This is a genomic window from Psychrobacter sp. I-STPA10 (assembly GCF_021012795.1).
Lineage (GTDB): Bacteria > Pseudomonadota > Gammaproteobacteria > Pseudomonadales > Moraxellaceae > Psychrobacter.
This window is the reverse complement of sequence record NZ_VFYU01000020.1, coordinates 1-15,955: the sequence shown is the minus strand read 5'-3', so window position 1 is coordinate 15,955 and position 15,955 is coordinate 1. Positions and strand designations below refer to the sequence as shown.

Below are 15,955 nucleotides of genomic sequence, written 5' to 3'. Positions count from 1 at the left end.
TAGGCTGTCTTTTTTCTAAACCCCTTCTTGCTTCTATCATATCACTTCTATAACACTCCTTTTTGTACACCAACACAACATTGTTGCCGAAATACCAATAATAATCCTAAGTCAGGTATGGCAAGCCAATGTGCAAATTCAATGGTGGCTAGTTTGTGCTGCTGGCACAATTGCAAACAGCGTTGTTTAGATTTTGCTAGCCAAATGCATTCTGTTTTTTCTGTCTGTAACTCTGTTAAACCTTTGTGGTCTGATAAGTGATTTTGTTTGCTTTGATATACCTGTTGTTTGGTTGGGTATGCATCAAATATGTTTTGATAATCAAAGGTTGGAGTAAAGAGATGGATAGATGGTTGCATAATTATGTCCTAATTATTTCCTAATAAATTAGTGGTGAGTTGTATAAGCCTGAGTCAGTCAGGCTTATATGCTGTGCTACGTCTGTGATGTTTATGAATAAAGGTTGTGTTTTGTCTACTGAGTCTTTACTGTCTTTACTACGCAATTTTGTACCAGTCGATTTTGCGGGTTAGATACATCACTGCTGCTAAGAAGATAAAGCAGAATATCGCACCGAGTAATAGATTGAGGTCTTCGGTGGTTAAGATGCCGTAGAAAGCAGCATATAAACTGCTGAGCAAAACGGTAAAGATGAGTGCGCGTTTGATATTACCTAGTACATAGTGGCTATACCAACCAATCAAGCTGACACATGCTGCTGCTGCAATAGCGTAGGCTTGCCAAAAGGGTACTTGCTCAGCTAAGGGTAATAGCAATACATAAAATACCAGTAAGGCTGCTCCAACAAGTAGATATTGTATGGGGTGAATACGAGAAGATTTAATAATTTCAAATAAAAAGAATGTACCAAAAGACACCAAAATAAGCAGTAGGGCGTATTTCATGGTGCGCTGTGTTTGTAGATACACGTCATTGGGCTCAGCAAAACTGACTCCAAAGGCATTGAGGTGAATGCGTCCATTATCTACTATGCTATTTGTTTCGGACGTATAAATATCTTCCACAACCACGACATCATTGTTAGAGAAGCCGTCTAAGCTTATGATACGGCAGCTTTGATTGGGCTGGCTTAGGCAGGTTGTTAAGGATTGGTTGTTGGCGATGGTGAGATATTGGTTTTGCCAAGACGCACTAAAGCCTGTGTTATCAAAGTTTTTTTGGTTGGGTAAGGCCTGTCCGATAAAGTTGGGTGCATGCCAGTTACTGCTCATATTTAGCATAAACTGTTGACCTAAGGGTATGGTATGCAATTCACTAATGCCCACCAAAGGTAAGTCAACCTTGATGTTTAGTTTGGATAATTTTAATAAATTACTTGGGATTTCAACTTCAACATAGCTAAGCCCAGATAGACTTTGGGTATCAGGATAGCGAGCGGTTAGCTGTGTACCATTAATCGTTACTGTGGGTAGGTTTGAGACACCACGCAAATCTGATACAGGAATGACTAAACGAGATTCATCACGGTGCTCGATACGTTGCTGCGGTCGATGATAGGCAGGGGTAGGTTTGCCAGATGTTTGGGTTGGGTTAGTAGTGTTAGCATTACTGGTATTCAACACACTGTTTGTCTCTGACTCTGATGTTGTGCTGCTACCTAAACTGTCATGATTATCTTCTGTTGTTGCTGTTGTCTTAGTATTTAAGATAAATTCCTGGGTAAAGGTCAATGTGCCTTGATAGCTAGTAGCATGGTATATACCTCGTTGATAGGTATCCGTACTGACCTGCAAGTCTTGCTCAGCTTGGGTTTGTGTTGCTAATAGTGGGGTGATATATACATAAGCTGGCGGGCAGTCTTTTTCTTCACGGCTTTGGCACTCAGGGGTGAATGTGGTTGGATAGGCAATAAACGGGGTGATGACCTCTTGTGGTCTGACATGTTGATTGGCAATTTCATTAATGACAGAATCTGCATAATGTTGGCGTTCATAGACCAAAGATTGTAGCAAACTTAAGCCGACGGCAAAAATAAGACACAAACCTGCGATGATGGAGAGTTTGATAAACAGTGTTTTTTGCATCATATATCCTTATTTAGTGTTAAGTTTTTAAGCGTGTATCTTGTAGCTTGCATACGTAAGCGTGAAGCTGATACATGGCAGCCAGATAAGTATTGCTAGCTTATAAATCAGATAAGGAGCATAGATGCAAAAATGATGGAAAACTGATGGAAAAAACACTCAAAAAAAATAGCCAAACAAAAAAACCACCTAACATTTAGGTTAGGTGGTTTGCGATATCACGGAAGGTCATCACAAAGGGTAGGACTGATAAATTACTTGCCCTTTATACGTTGTCTGCGATCAACATATATCAAGAGTGTAAAGTAGAAGACAAATAAAGCTACTAAAACATAAAGATAGTGGCTTACTTGAGCAATAGATGCGCCCATTTGATTGAGCTGAACAGAGGCATTCATCGCTGATGACGATGGCACCAGCCAGCGTAAATATTGTAATATTTCGGGCAGTTGGCTGGCTGGCCAAGGATAGCCACTAACAAAGAAAAAGGGTAGGGAGCTAAAAATTAATATTTGCAAACTGCGCTCACGTTGGCGAAACCACAGCCCAAACAAACACCCTAAGGTAGATACAGCCATGGCAGTTATCCACAAACATAGCAATGCTCCAGTGATGTTATTGCCACGGGGATAATCATTGATATTAAATATCCAACCAATATAAAAGATACCAACCAGTAAGCTAATACAGCTAAATGCCATGATGCGTCCTAGCCAACCTGATATGCTGGTATGACAACGCTGCTCTTCTGACCATGAGCCAATGAGCATGGCAACACCCATAAGTAACGTCTGTTGGATAATTAATATGGCAACGGCTGGGACAATATACACCCCATAAGCTTCCATGGGATTAAATAGTGGGTCGATACGTAGGGGTACAGCTTGGGTATTGGTTTTGGCTTGTTCAATACGAGCACCATGAGCGACTTGTTTTTTTACCTCTACACCAGCAGATACGGTGGCGACGGCTTGGGTAAAACCCGTTTGTACGTATTTATTTAAAATAAAATAGCCACCATTGCCGAGCACACTGACGCTAGCAGGACGAGCAGCATAGACGTTTTTTTCTAGCTCAGGTGGGATAACCAGATACCCTGCTATTTGATAGTCCCATAAAGCTTGTTTGGCAGCTTGTTCGTCTTTAAAAGTGATTGTCTCTAAGCGTGGGCTACTTTGACTATAACGAATGATGTTATGTGACAAAGTACTTTGATCATAATCAACAATACCCACTGGCACATTGGCTATGATTTGATTGCTATACGGCCACGGATAAAAAAATCCGTATATTACAGGGGCAATGATCAGCATAAGCAGTACCCCTTTGTCTTGAAAAACAGATTTTAGGGTATGCAAAAAGGTTTGTATAAAGCCCTGCGGTGCTTTGATATCTGTTGCTGTTAAAGCCATTATCTTCCTCCCCAACGCTCAGGGTGTGCAAAGGCACGCTGGCATAAAACAGCGGTTAATAGCAAGCTAATAAGCGTAGCCACTGCCAGCCCAATAACAATACGATTGTAAGTGCCAATGGGGGCGTCCATTTGCAATAAGCCTATTTGCAATTTTAGATAATGCGTTAGCGGCAGCATATCTGCCCAATATTTGGCACTGTCGGTTATGGCAATATAAGGGTAAGCAATCCCTGCAAACGCATAAGAGGGGGCAGAGATAAATCCAGTTAATGATAGCCCTGTACGTAGCGAATAACTGCCAATGCTTAATATGGCTCCTAACCAAATAGACAGCATCAATAATAATAGATAGGCAGCATAGGTGACTGCCCACACCCCTAGACCAACGTGGCTATATTGTATTGCCAACGTCAGAGCCAATGCGCCCCATAGGGCATAAGCCAAGATCGCCCATATAAATCTGCCATGGAGTCCAGCAATATACATTGCTAAGGTGGGACGGTGCACTGGTGGCTGTAGGATATGATTTAATGCGACAGGCGGTGCTAGAGGAGATAAGCGTAGCTGATCTTGTGTAGAACGAGTTAGAGGAAAAAATTGATGGTGTGCCAAAACGGGTATCCCGATTAAGCGAGTGTTACTTTTTGGGTCTGTGAGTGTGGTACTCATCTGTGGGGTGGCATCAGTAGCAGCGTTTGCGAGCATGGCACGGCACCACTCATAAAAGGTGCGATCTCGTATTTCACGTCCTATCGTTGTTGCCCCAATAATCATTGCCAAAATGTGCAATAACGCAGGCAAAACAGTAGATGCTAAGAACTGCTGATAGTTACTGCCGACATTAAATAAATTGACTCGTCTAATGCTAATAGGGGCGTAATTGATTTTTGCTTGCGATGGATTAACCCCTTGTTTGATTGAGCGTTTTATCTCAACACCTGCCGAAAATGTTCCCACTGAGGATTGTACCCCACGTTGAATAATGCCTGAATGCGAGCTAAATTGTGCATTAACTTTTAAGATAATGGGTGCAGCTTTTCCTTGATTGATGTTGCGGGCAAAATTTTGAGGAATGATAATAATGGCATATATCTGCTGTCGCATTAAGGCATCTTGTGCTGCCGCAGGGCTACTATATACCTTGGTAACATTAATATCTGGACTGGCATCTAAATAGCGTGTCAAGGTATGCGAATAGGTGCTATGGCTGTCATCAATAACACCGATGGGTAAATCCACAATAAAAGGACGAGAAAATATCCACCAAACAACAATGATAGTTGCTAATGGCATCCAAAATAGCACACTAAAATCCCAACGATTGTAACGTAAAAAATGACGCTCATATAGGGCACTGTAATAAAAGGCATGCCATAGACGCTTTAATACAGAGTCAGGATTATTGTGTATGTTATGCATGTTATGTGTGTTGTATCTATTATGTGCATTGTGCCGATCATGATTATCATGCGTCGTTTTGTCATCAGTAACCATAGGCGGCGTAGGATTATGGTCATCTAGGCGATGTTGTGCCTCATCATTCTCATCCCCTTCGTTATGGTTATGAGAATCTGTGTGCTGCTTATGCTTAACATTATTAACACTGTCATCTTCTAGCATATACCAGTTCCCACGATTGCTCCCACTTCGCTTATGTCAAAGAATCAGCCATTGTCTGTGTTATTTATTTAGTTGCAATGGCAGAAGGATTAGAATTAGATAAGCTTGGATCGATGCTGACCGTCACACTCATGCCTGCCCGAATGTTTGCATCAGGCGTTAGGGGGCGGGCTTTGATTTCAAAGGTACGTACATCAAAACTTTCGCTACTATTGGTTGCCCGCCAAGTGGCAAAATCTGACATCATCGAGCTGGCATACACCACAAACTCTTGTTGGTAAGGCTTATCAGGAGCAGATAAAGCGGGTATTTCACCTTTAAAGTGCTGTCCTATCGCAAACTGATTGAGATAATTTTCGGTGACATTGAGTACCACCCATTGTTTATTGGGATCGACCAAGGTCATCAACGGCACACCTTGAGCGACGACTTCACCTGCATTTACAATGACATCATCAACGATGCCAGCAATTGGACTTTTTAAGTTGGCTTCCTCTTGAGCCACTTTTGCCTCTTCTATTTTTGCATCTACTTGTGCCACTTGCGCTGCGGCTGCCTCTTTGTCTTCACTACGTGCACCTTCTTGTGCCAACTCATACTGTAAACGTGCTGCCTCAGCCTTTTCTTGGTTTGCCTTATATTGAGTATAGGCCTCATCACGTTTTTGCCGTGCCATCAACCCCTCATTATATAGACGATTGACACGCTCATAGGTACTTTGTGCCAAGTCTGCCGCTGCTTTGTTTGCCAGCCAGCCAGCTTTTGCTTGGGCAATCTCTTGTGGGCGTGCACCTGTTTCTGCTTTATCGAGTTGGCTTTGTGCTGCTTCTCTGGCAGCCAAGGCTTGATTCATTTTTGCGGTAATCTCAGGTGAGTCCATCTCAATAAGCTGCTCACCTGCTTCAACTTTATCGCCCTCTATTACCAGTACTTTGGAGATACGTCCAGATACTTTGGAGGCAATGGCGGTGGTTTGCATGTCCATCTGACCTTGTAAAATGACGGGCTCATCATGACTGTTTTGGCTTTTTATAAGCCCATAAAAAATAAAGCCAATTACCCCAAGTATCAGTAAAATAATGACTAACTTTTTGATTTTTGCGCTGTTAGAGGGCGTCATTGGATTTATCCTTTCTATATTCTATGTATCGTCAAACTATGTGTATCTATGTTATTTGTCTAAAAAGCTATTTGTCTAAAAAGCAAAGCCTAGTAAAGCTGGGGTAGATGAATGTCAGCTTGTGACATATATTCATCAAATGCCAGTGGTGTACCACAGCTTTGCATGAGTGCTGCCAATGCTTGCACATAATCATTAGCTGCTGCTGCCCTTTCGGTACGGGCTTTTAGGTATTTCGTTTGTGCTTGGGCAACATCATTAGCTGTATTTATCCCTTCTTCTAGCCCACGTTGCTTTAGACGTAGCAATTCTTGAAACAGTTGTTCATTACTACCTAATGCCAAAAACTGTATGCGCGCGTTATCAACTGCCTGCCAGTTTTTTTCAACCAGTAGCAATATGTTATCGCTGACATCTAATTTGGTGAGCTGCGCTTGGCGTAGGCTGGCATCACTGGCGGCAAGTTGTGCATTTTTATCAAGCCCGCCCCATAGTTTCCAACTGGCAGACACCCCTGCAATCCAACTTGGGTTTTTGCTGATTTCATGATAACCAAATACACTGATATTTGGCTTGTAGCCTGTATCCGAAAATGCTTTAAGCTGGCTGGCTTGATTGTATTTGGCATCGACTTTTTTGAGCCCAGGGTGGTTTTGTAGGGCTAAATTTTGAAAATAGCTTAAATCAGGTAGCGGTTTGGAGTTGACAAATAATGGGGTTGTTGGCTTGATGGGTTTTGGGGTGCGTAATAACCGCTGTAAGGCGGTCATGGCAAGCTGAGCCGTATTGCGTGCTTTTATGGCTTCACTTTTGGCTTCTGCCAGTGCGGATTTTGCCTCCAAACGCTCTACTTCAGAGATAAAGCCTTCTTCTAATAGACGCTGTGCTAGATGGTCAGTATCTTTGATGGTGCGTAGGGCATCTTCACGCAAATAAGCCGCAATGATGGCAAGCTGAGCATTAAAATAGCGATCGATTAATGTGGTATATAGCTCATTGCTGTCCATCAGCGCATCGGCTTGTTGCTCTTGGGTACGGGCATCAAGCAAGCCATTAATGGCTTGAGTTCGTCCTGCTGTATAGACCGGCCATAAGACACTGATACCCGCTCGATGACTGTTACCCTCTCGATGAAATTCATAGTTATCAGGAATATGGTTGTCTATGAATGTAGAGGAGTCAATATAAGGTGCTAAAGCATCTAGCCCAAGGTTTTGACCTACTTGTTCAACGCCCTGATTGATTTTGGATTTGAGAGGTGTTAAATCAATATCTCGGTTGATATCATAATGGGTAGCAGAGGCATTTAATAAAACAATGGGCTGATTTAGTGAATCGGCAGCTTGCGATTGTAGCTCTTTGGCAGCAATGGCAGCATTATTAGCTGCTATTTTGGGTGAGACTTGGGTTAAGACATTTTGTGCCTGACTTAGGCTGAGAGTGCTGGGTACATCAAGAGAATAGGTATCTGTAATGACCATCTGCGAAGTTGGATCGACTAAAGTTTGTAGTGTCACTCCATGCACAGTGCTATTGCTGCTATCGGCAAAATTTGTTAATTGACGATTAGAGTCAGTGATAATTTGTTGTGAATCAGTGGCATTATGATTGATACTGTTATTAGTAATCTCATTAGCATTAGTAATATGGCTATCAGAAGGCACGTCAGACTCAGGTGCTGTTTCATTCACATTAAGCGTAGGCAATAGCACCTGTGTATCATTGGTAGCAGCGGTGGCAGCCAAAGAGGTAGTGACAATTGGCAAGCTTAATAGTAGACCAGATACTATTTGTCCTTGCAGACGGTGATTTACTAAAAATAGGCGTAAGGAAGTCATATTAATACCACATAAAAACTAAGTAAAACAGGTCAGTGCATTTGAATCAAAATGGGCTGAAACAAAGGCAAACCTGTTAGGGTATAAAGGGTGTTGGTATTGGGTTAAGTCAATGGACTTAAAAGTATTCGGTGTAACAAGTATTTGTTGTCACAGTAGTTGCTTACACTGTGACAGGGTTCACAATACTAGGCGTACAAGATGTGTATGTTTATAGATATTTATCATACATGACTTAAATATACTAAAAGATAATGCCAAATTATGATGACAGTTAGGTCATCGTTTGCGCCAAACACTCACAGTGTATCAGGCATAATCCATTATGATTGTTGATCATAGTGCATATATATTGCATGCTGCTTCCTTGCACGAAGCATATATCCTACCATAATCAGGGCAATGAAAATATTGCTATATAGCTAAAGGGTGTTATATTCGACCATAGATATATATTGACAATATTAAACCATTTATTATAAGCAAACTTAATAGTACCTATTAGCCAACAAAATTTTAGCAAATGGCGATGTGGATAAATAGCAATAAAAGCAGGACTTTAATTGCTGTCACAAAATTTTTCACAACTGTTAGTAGCAGCATAATATGATTTATTCTGTGTAAAAATAAGAAAATAAAAACGATTAAGAGGACAGCACCATGGCAGGATATGTATTGGCATTTGATCAAGGCACCACGTCGAGCCGTGCCATTATTTTTAATGATAAGGCAGAGCTTGTGCACATGGCACAGCAGCCAATTAATTTATCAACCCCAAAGTCAGGATATGTTGAGCAAGATGCAATGCAAATTTGGCACACACAAATTAGCTGTGCACATAATGCCATCTTACAAGCAGGATTATTAGCAACAGATATTAGTAGTATTGCCATTACCAATCAGCGTGAAACCACAGTGCTGTGGCACAAAAAAACAGGTTTGCCAGTAGCCCCTGCCATTGTATGGCAAGATCGCCGTACCAAAGCATGGTGTGATGAGCAGCACAGCCGCCTGCAAAATCAACAGCAGCACCATATTATGGCGGATTTTGATTTACAGAAAATGACAGGGTTACGTCTGGATCCTTATTTTAGTGCCAGTAAAATTTTTTGGCTTTTGCAGCAGTATCCCAAGCTACGACAGCAGGCATTAGCAGGGGAGTTGGCTTTTGGTACGATTGATAGTTGGTTGGTATTTAAACTTACTGGGGGAGAGCATGTCATTGATGTGACCAATGCTTCTCGAACGCTGTTGCTAGATATTAATAGCCTACAGTGGTCGGATACCCTACTAAAACAGTTTGATATTCCTGCCAGTTTATTGCCCACAGTGTTGCCTTCAGATGGTGATTTTGGTAAAACAAAAACAGGATTATTTGCCAAACAAATTCCGATTAAAGCCGTACTTGGTGATCAGCAAGCGGCATTATTTGGACAAGGTTGTACCCAAGCGGGTATGGCAAAAAACACCTATGGAACAGGGTGTTTTATGTTGATGAATACAGGATATGAGCCACAGTTTAGTCAGCATCAGTTATTAACAACCGTCGCATGGCAGCGACGAGGACAACTATCTGCGATGGCAAATGCTCCCTCTGTAGGGGGTGATGCAGCGTTGATAAGTTCTAACACCCATAACAATAACAGTCTATCTGCTTTGGATCGCCTGATTAATGTGGGTAAAAGTGCCAGTAAAACGGTGAGTCGGCATGGATTGATAAAACCATCTCGTCACACCAGTTATGCGCTAGAGGGCAGTGTGTTTATGGCAGGGGCAATTATTCAATGGCTGCGTGATAATTTGGGAATTATTGACAACAGCGAGGCTGTGGAAACTTTGGCAAGGCAAGTTGATAGTAGTGAAGAGGTGGTTTTATTACCTGCCTTTACAGGGCTTGGTGCACCTTATTGGTGTCCTGATGCTAAAGCAAGCATTAGTGGTATGACTAGAGGAACAACAAAAGCACATATTGCCAGAGCAGCTTTAGAAGCCATTGCCTTTCAAACTTATGATGTATTGATAGCGATGCAAAAAGATGCGCCAACGTCATTAACCGAGTTACGTGTTGATGGGGGAGCTGCCAATAATGATTTATTGATGCAGTTTCAAGCAGATTTGCTACAAGTTCCTGTGTTGCGCCCTGTAGTGACCGAAGTGACCGCTAAAGGTGCTGCCTTGCTGGCAGGCATTGCCAGTGGCTTATATGATGAGCGGATCATCACTGAGTCATGGCGATTACAAAAGGCATTTGAGCCAAAGATGGACACTGCCAGTCGAGAGCATCATTTACAAAAGTGGCAGACAGCCATTACCAAAAGTATTACATCAAATCAAGATAGCCATTGAGTTGTAAGTTTTAAGCAATCATAGATGGGCTAAACCACTCTATATCACTAACAATATTTACATCTTGTAACTTAAGTCTTAACAGTTATAGAAGAATTTAACAAAAACTGCCTACCACTTCAGCTACTATCTTTTTATGATTGAATACAACTTGTAATGAATGTTTATGACTGATATATTTTAATGGTGATAAATATAATATTTTAATGACATTACAAGGTTGCAAATAATAAACAGTGACACAATTAATTGGAGTGGCATTGTTAACATTGCAAGCAAGGTAGTAAAGTAAAAAACTTATCACAATGAAATTAACTAACAATATTAAGGAATAATGATATGAGTGACCATGACAATATTGACCGCAAAGTTGTTAAAAATATGTCTCACGAAACAAAAGAAGATTTAAATGCAGATCCCATCACTGGTGAGCCAGGATCACATCCAGTAGGAACTGCTGTCGGTGGTGTTGGTGGTGCAGCGGCTGGTGCAGCCATTGGTTCAGTTGCAGGCCCATTGGGTACTTTGATTGGTGGCGCAATTGGTGCGATCGTTGGTGGTGGTGCAGGTCATGCAGCAGGTGAAGCCATTGATCCTACTCGCGAAGAAGAGTACTGGCGTGCAGAGTATGCAAGCGCTCCTTATTACAAAGCAGAGCATGATTTTGACCGTGATTACCACCCAGCTTATGCAGTAGGTTATGCGAATCGTCATCGTTATCCTGAAAATGCCACTTTTGAAGAGCATGAGTCAGAGCTTAAAAAATCTTGGGAAGAAGTAAAAGGCGAATCTCGTCTAGCATGGGAAGAAGCCAAACATGCCACTAAAGATGCTTGGGATCGTGTCACCGATCGCCATGTTAAAAAATAAGCTAAATTAATGGCTAATTAGTTAGATAGTTAACTACTAGAATGAGCTATTAAGCCAACCATGCTGCTTATTAAGCATTTTATGATAAAAAAGCTCTCAATCAATATTGGGAGCTTTTTTATTGTATAATTTTGCTCACCCTTTAGCCTTTGGACTGAAATGATTACTATGCCACATTCTAATAAACAAGATAAAAGCTTTTATATTGCCACCAGTAATTTGTTAAATTTTGCCTTGCCTGAGCGCATGTTTTATCCTAATGCAGCCGTTTATACTCAGGCTCAATATCAGCAAAAAGTAACAGGATTGGCAGATTTATTAAGCCATGCCAAAGCTGATATCATTGCTACCCAAGAGGTATGGGACGAAGAGGCATTAGTGGCATTAGCGCAGCGGTTGGGTTTTACTTCCTCACAGGTGTTGTGTCCACTGGCGAGTAATCAAGCGAACAGTCCTTATACTCAAGGAAAAGGGGCGCAAGATACCCCTGCTGTGGGTTTGCTAAGTCGGTTTGAAGTGGTGGATTGGCAGGTATTAGAGCAGTTTGATCCTCTAGCGGTGGTTACCATTCCTGATGAAGGGCTGTATGAGCGGTTTAACCGCCCCCCATTAGTAGCGACTTTTTTGGTATATGGGCAGCCTTTGACGGTGATTACTGCACATCTAAAAAGTAAGCGTCCACATTATTTGCGTGATGCTAACGGCAATCGTTTAGAAGATTATGCGGATCCAAATATCCGTGTCAGAGCAAAATTGCGTAGCCTTTGTATGCGTGCCGCCGAAGCAGCGGCATTGCGATTATTTATTATTAATACCTTACGCCATACCAATCACCCGTTAGTGTTGTTGGGTGATATGAATGATGTGACCGACAGTGTGACCACACAGCTCATGGCTGAGACCAGCGAGGTAATCTATGATAAAACCATGCGGGATATGGCGTTATTTGATGCTGCTCGGGTGCAGACCAGCTATGGCTGGATGAAAGATGTGGCATATACGCATTTATATCAAGGTATGCCTGAAGTGATTGATCAGTTATTTGTCTCCGAAGAGTTTTTGTTAGACAGCAAATTTTCACTCGGTGAAGTTGAGCGGGTGGATTATTTTAATGATCATCTAAAATGGGATTATCAGCAGCGGGTTTCAGATCATGGTATTGTACGGGCTAAGTTAAAGTTCAACCATGACTAGCTAAATAGTCCATATTAAATGAGTATGATTGTCATCTTGTAATGAGCACATAATGACTGATGATTTTAAAATGGCGGCGACGATTGAGCCTATGAATAATTGTAATATCATTGCTAGTGATGAAATGGCTAATGACAAGATGCGATTAACCGATGCTGAGCTGCTGCGCTATTCACGCCAAATACTGCTTGAGGGTTGGGATATAGATGCCCAGATAAGGCTTAAAAATAGCCAAGTGGTGATATTAGGAGCAGGAGGTCTAGGTTGTCCTGTTTCTGAGACGTTGGCAAGGGCAGGGGTGGGGCATATTCATATCATTGATGATGATGTGATTGAATTAAGTAATTTGCAGCGACAGACGTTATTTACTGCTTATGATGTGGGGCAGCCAAAAGCAAAAGTTGCCCAGCAGCGTTTGGCACAAATCAATGAGCTTATTAGCGTCAGCTATGATATTGCGCGCATAAATAGGGATAATGCCAAAATCTTATTACACTTATCTGAGACATGCTGCCCAGATTTAATACTGGATTGCAGTGATAATTTTGCCACTCGGGATTTGCTGAATCGGCTTAGTGTCAGCCATCACGTTCCGTTATTATCTGCTTCTGCCATTGCGATGACAGGACAATTAGCACTGTATGAGCCACAAAAACAGACAGGTTGCTATCATTGTGTTTTTGGCAGCACTACTGATACTACCGATGCAGAAGTAGGGACGCAAAACTGTACTAACTCAGGTGTGCTTGCCAGTACCACCGCAGTGATGGCAAGTTTACAAGCCAATGCAGCGTTGCAATATCTGGGATTAACGAGAAATCCACTGACAAGCCAATTGCTTTTGTGGGATGGTAAGCGCATGAGTCAGCGTTTGATACGCTATCAGCAAGATAAAGCATGTCCGATTTGCAGTTGATATGAAACCTCATTGATTACTTCACTGCTCTTGTCTCTAATTCACTCTTTTTCTTTTAATTATTCGTATTTATTTGTGAGCCATGCCAAAATATAATCAACATAGTAAAATTGCAACTTCTTCAGAAATAAGCCAAGCAGCTGTTAGCAAATCTAGTCATAAGCAAGCGCATACCACCAAGCGGCGTCCTAATATTTTCAAACATTCTTTTAATGTATTAAACCGAGTACGCCAAACCGCCAGTGTGGCAGGGTTATCTGCCTTACGAGTGGCAAAAGGTGAAAAGCCTGATGCTAAGCTACTCAAAGAGACGTTTGAGCAATTGGGCACAACTTATATCAAAATTGGTCAGTTTATCGCCAGTACGCCGTCGCTATTTCCACGTGAGTATGTGTTGGCGTTTCAAGATTGCTTAGACCAAACCACGCCACTGCCATTTGCTTATATTGAGCAGGTACTCAAACAAGAGTTGACCCCTCAGGATGAGAATTTATCCTCTTTATTTGCCTTTATTGACCCTAAGCCATTAGCGTCAGCGTCCATTGCTCAGGTACATGCGGCAAGATTACATGATGGCACAGAGGTGGTGCTCAAAGTACAAAAGCCAGAGGTTGAGACCATCATGCAGACTGATTTAGGCGTATTGCATGCGGTCACCAAAGTAGTTGAACTATTGCTGCCATCAATGCGTTTTGCCAGTATTGCGCCAATTATTGATGAAATTCGTCAGCGGATGCTTGCGGAGACTGACTTTATTGCTGAGGCACAAAATATCCGTGATTTTCAACAATTTTTACAGGTGACAGGCAACCAAAAGGTGGTTGCGCCGCAAGTATACGAGCAGTTAACTACCAAGCGAGTGCTGACCATGAGTCGCTTACATGGTGTGTCTATGATTGATGAAGCCAGCATGCGTCAATATTGCAATGACCCTGCGGCTATTATGACGCAGACAATCAATACGTGGTTTGCTAGCCTGATGCTGTGTAATAGCTTTCATGCAGATTTGCATGCAGGCAACTTGATGTTATTAACCGATGGGCGTATTGGCTTTATTGATTTTGGTATCGTCGGTAAGCTTGCGCCTGAGAGTTGGCAGGCATGTATGGGTATGATGCAGGCATTTCAAGACAGTAATTATTATGCTATGGCACAAAATATGGTTAAGATGGGTATGACCCATAAAAAAGAACAAGTAGATATCAAGCAGTTGGCATTAGATTTAGAAAAAATGCTGGTGGCATTGATGCAAGAGGATAAATTCAATACTGGAGAGGCGGTCAATAGCAAACAACATGCTGATGACCTCAATAAAATGATGTTAGAGATTGTTGAAGTCGGTAAGCGTCATGGGATTCATTTTCCGCGAGACTTTGCCTTACTGACCAAACAAATGCTATATTTTGACCGTTTTATGCGTACCTTAGCTCCAGATATGGATATGTTTAGTGATGCTCGGGTGATGATGTTACCAAGCTGATTAAGTATGAGATTGCAGGTAAGCGTATTTATTTAGAACTTGGATTCAATAATGAAGAGCAACGCCCCCAAAGCTAGATTTTACCTCAAGAGGCGTTCTAAAACCTAGCACCTTTCTAGGACGATTGTTTAAATTATCCTCAATGGACTGAACCAACTCATCAGATAAATTATCCAATCTCATCGACTTAGGAAGGAACTGACGAATTAAGCCATTCGTGTTCTCGTTAGTTCCTCTTTCCCAAGAATGATAAGGTTGAGCAAAGTAAACATCAGCATTTAGCTGAGTTGCTATTGTCTCATGCCCAGCAAACTCTTTACCATTGTCAAAAGTAATGCTTAATGCTTGCTCGGTTTTGAGTAAATCAATACAAGTTTGAGCTACTCTCTGAGCTTTACGATTCGGCAATGCTTTAATTTTAGTTTCTCTGGTTGTTCTATCTACTAACGTCACCAATACACCTTTATGTCCCTTACCAACAACAGTATCACCTTCATAATCACTTATACGACTACGTTCTTCAATGATACTAGGACGCTCGGTAATATCACTGCGATTAGCTATTTTGCCTCGTCTATCTTGACCTTGTAGGCTTCGTTTCCTATAAGTCTTTTGACATCTTAAGACTTTGTATAATTCACCGCCTGCTTTTTTATCCACATAGATGTGCTGATATATGGATTCATGACTCGGTACGTCTTGCCATCCTAATAATTTTAATCGCCCTGTGATTTGTTCGGGTGAGTAGTAGTTGGTTAATAAATATTCAATATAAGCCCAACCAAAACCTGTTATCTTTGCGTTATTCTTTGCTTTACGCTCTGTTGCTAGTCGATGGGCTTGAGCAGGTCGATATCCTCGTTGCCCTGTATTTCGTTTTACCTCTCGACTTATGGTCGATTTGTGACAGCCTATAATTCTGGCTATTTCACTTATCGATGTTTTTGTTTGCAATAAGCCTGATATTTGGTATCTTTGTTCACAGGTAAGATGTGTGTAGTGTTTCATGACGTTCCGATATGTAGGAGTTGAAGAGTGAAGTGCAACATGCCACATCTTACCTCTTCTTCTCGTTTATCTAAAACGTTGCATCTCTTATTTGAATCTAAGGA

At 41.6% G+C, this 15,955-nt stretch carries 12 protein-coding genes; 5 read left to right on the top strand and 7 right to left on the bottom strand.

The features are described 5' to 3' along the window. Positions 1 to 47: 47 nt before the first annotated feature. The 6 genes from FHK89_RS10105 to FHK89_RS10080 form a co-directional block, all read right to left on the bottom strand. Positions 48 to 359, bottom strand: a complete 312-nt coding sequence (locus FHK89_RS10105; protein WP_230659669.1) for a hypothetical protein — start codon at positions 357 to 359, stop codon at positions 48 to 50. 138 nt (positions 360 to 497) lie between these two features. Next, positions 498 to 2,045 carry a cell envelope integrity protein CreD gene (creD, locus tag FHK89_RS10100; RefSeq protein ID WP_230659666.1) on the bottom strand — a complete coding sequence of 516 codons (1,548 nt, stop codon included), beginning with the start codon at positions 2,043 to 2,045 and terminating at the stop codon, positions 498 to 500. Positions 2,046 to 2,299: 254 nt separating this feature from the next. Then, the gene (locus FHK89_RS10095; protein WP_230659663.1) at positions 2,300 to 3,457 is read right to left on the bottom strand and encodes an ABC transporter permease; all 1,158 of its coding nucleotides are present in this window, start codon (positions 3,455 to 3,457) and stop codon (positions 2,300 to 2,302) included. Then, on the bottom strand, positions 3,457 to 5,079 hold the full coding sequence (locus FHK89_RS10090; protein ID WP_230659660.1) for an ABC transporter permease: 1,623 nt from the start codon (positions 5,077 to 5,079) through the stop codon (positions 3,457 to 3,459). Before FHK89_RS10090 ends, FHK89_RS10095 begins: the two co-directional genes overlap by 1 nt. 64 nt (positions 5,080 to 5,143) lie before the next feature. Beyond that, positions 5,144 to 6,199, bottom strand: a complete 1,056-nt coding sequence (locus tag FHK89_RS10085; protein ID WP_230659656.1) for an HlyD family secretion protein — start codon at positions 6,197 to 6,199, stop codon at positions 5,144 to 5,146. Positions 6,200 to 6,288: 89 nt separating this feature from the next. Continuing rightward, positions 6,289 to 8,037 carry a TolC family protein gene (locus tag FHK89_RS10080; RefSeq protein ID WP_230659653.1) on the bottom strand — a complete coding sequence of 583 codons (1,749 nt, stop codon included), beginning with the start codon at positions 8,035 to 8,037 and terminating at the stop codon, positions 6,289 to 6,291. A 660-nt stretch (positions 8,038 to 8,697) separates the two neighbouring features. On the opposite strand from FHK89_RS10080, the gene FHK89_RS10075 reads away from it, so the two are divergent. The 5 genes from FHK89_RS10075 to FHK89_RS10055 all read left to right on the top strand — a co-directional run bounded on the left by FHK89_RS10075 (position 8,698) and on the right by FHK89_RS10055 (position 14,843). Further along, entirely contained in the window at positions 8,698 to 10,383 is a 1,686-nt protein-coding gene (locus FHK89_RS10075) for an FGGY family carbohydrate kinase (protein WP_230659650.1), read from the top strand. Positions 10,384 to 10,722: 339 nt separating this feature from the next. Next, on the top strand, positions 10,723 to 11,253 hold the full coding sequence (locus FHK89_RS10070) for a hypothetical protein (RefSeq protein ID WP_230659647.1): 531 nt from the start codon (positions 10,723 to 10,725) through the stop codon (positions 11,251 to 11,253). A 168-nt stretch (positions 11,254 to 11,421) separates the two neighbouring features. After that, positions 11,422 to 12,447, top strand: coding sequence for an endonuclease/exonuclease/phosphatase family protein (locus tag FHK89_RS10065; protein ID WP_230659645.1), 1,026 nt, complete (start codon positions 11,422 to 11,424; stop codon positions 12,445 to 12,447). Positions 12,448 to 12,571: 124 nt separating this feature from the next. Continuing rightward, positions 12,572 to 13,363 carry a HesA/MoeB/ThiF family protein gene (locus tag FHK89_RS10060; RefSeq protein ID WP_230659847.1) on the top strand — a complete coding sequence of 264 codons (792 nt, stop codon included), beginning with the start codon at positions 12,572 to 12,574 and terminating at the stop codon, positions 13,361 to 13,363. 82 nt (positions 13,364 to 13,445) lie between these two features. Next, entirely contained in the window at positions 13,446 to 14,843 is a 1,398-nt protein-coding gene (locus tag FHK89_RS10055) for an ABC1 kinase family protein (protein WP_230659642.1), read from the top strand. Between the two features lie 45 nt (positions 14,844 to 14,888). On the opposite strand, the gene FHK89_RS10050 is transcribed toward FHK89_RS10055, so the two are convergent. Further along, positions 14,889 to 15,851, bottom strand: coding sequence for an IS30 family transposase (locus tag FHK89_RS10050; RefSeq protein WP_230659639.1), 963 nt, complete (start codon positions 15,849 to 15,851; stop codon positions 14,889 to 14,891). Positions 15,852 to 15,955 lie beyond the last annotated feature (104 nt).

Coding starts and splice junctions, on each gene's coding strand:
- FHK89_RS10090 (WP_230659660.1), bottom strand. CDS start 5,079: ATGCTAGAAGATGACAGTGTTAATAATGTTAAGCATAAGCAGCACACA.
- FHK89_RS10055 (WP_230659642.1), top strand. CDS start 13,446: ATGCCAAAATATAATCAACATAGTAAAATTGCAACTTCTTCAGAAATA.
- creD (WP_230659666.1), bottom strand. CDS start 2,045: ATGCAAAAAACACTGTTTATCAAACTCTCCATCATCGCAGGTTTGTGT.
- FHK89_RS10050 (WP_230659639.1), bottom strand. CDS start 15,851: ATGAAACACTACACACATCTTACCTGTGAACAAAGATACCAAATATCA.
- FHK89_RS10095 (WP_230659663.1), bottom strand. CDS start 3,457: ATGGCTTTAACAGCAACAGATATCAAAGCACCGCAGGGCTTTATACAA.
- FHK89_RS10070 (WP_230659647.1), top strand. CDS start 10,723: ATGAGTGACCATGACAATATTGACCGCAAAGTTGTTAAAAATATGTCT.
- FHK89_RS10060 (WP_230659847.1), top strand. CDS start 12,572: ATGGCTAATGACAAGATGCGATTAACCGATGCTGAGCTGCTGCGCTAT.
- FHK89_RS10075 (WP_230659650.1), top strand. CDS start 8,698: ATGGCAGGATATGTATTGGCATTTGATCAAGGCACCACGTCGAGCCGT.
- FHK89_RS10105 (WP_230659669.1), bottom strand. CDS start 359: ATGCAACCATCTATCCATCTCTTTACTCCAACCTTTGATTATCAAAAC.
- FHK89_RS10065 (WP_230659645.1), top strand. CDS start 11,422: ATGCCACATTCTAATAAACAAGATAAAAGCTTTTATATTGCCACCAGT.
- FHK89_RS10080 (WP_230659653.1), bottom strand. CDS start 8,037: ATGACTTCCTTACGCCTATTTTTAGTAAATCACCGTCTGCAAGGACAA.
- FHK89_RS10085 (WP_230659656.1), bottom strand. CDS start 6,199: ATGACGCCCTCTAACAGCGCAAAAATCAAAAAGTTAGTCATTATTTTA.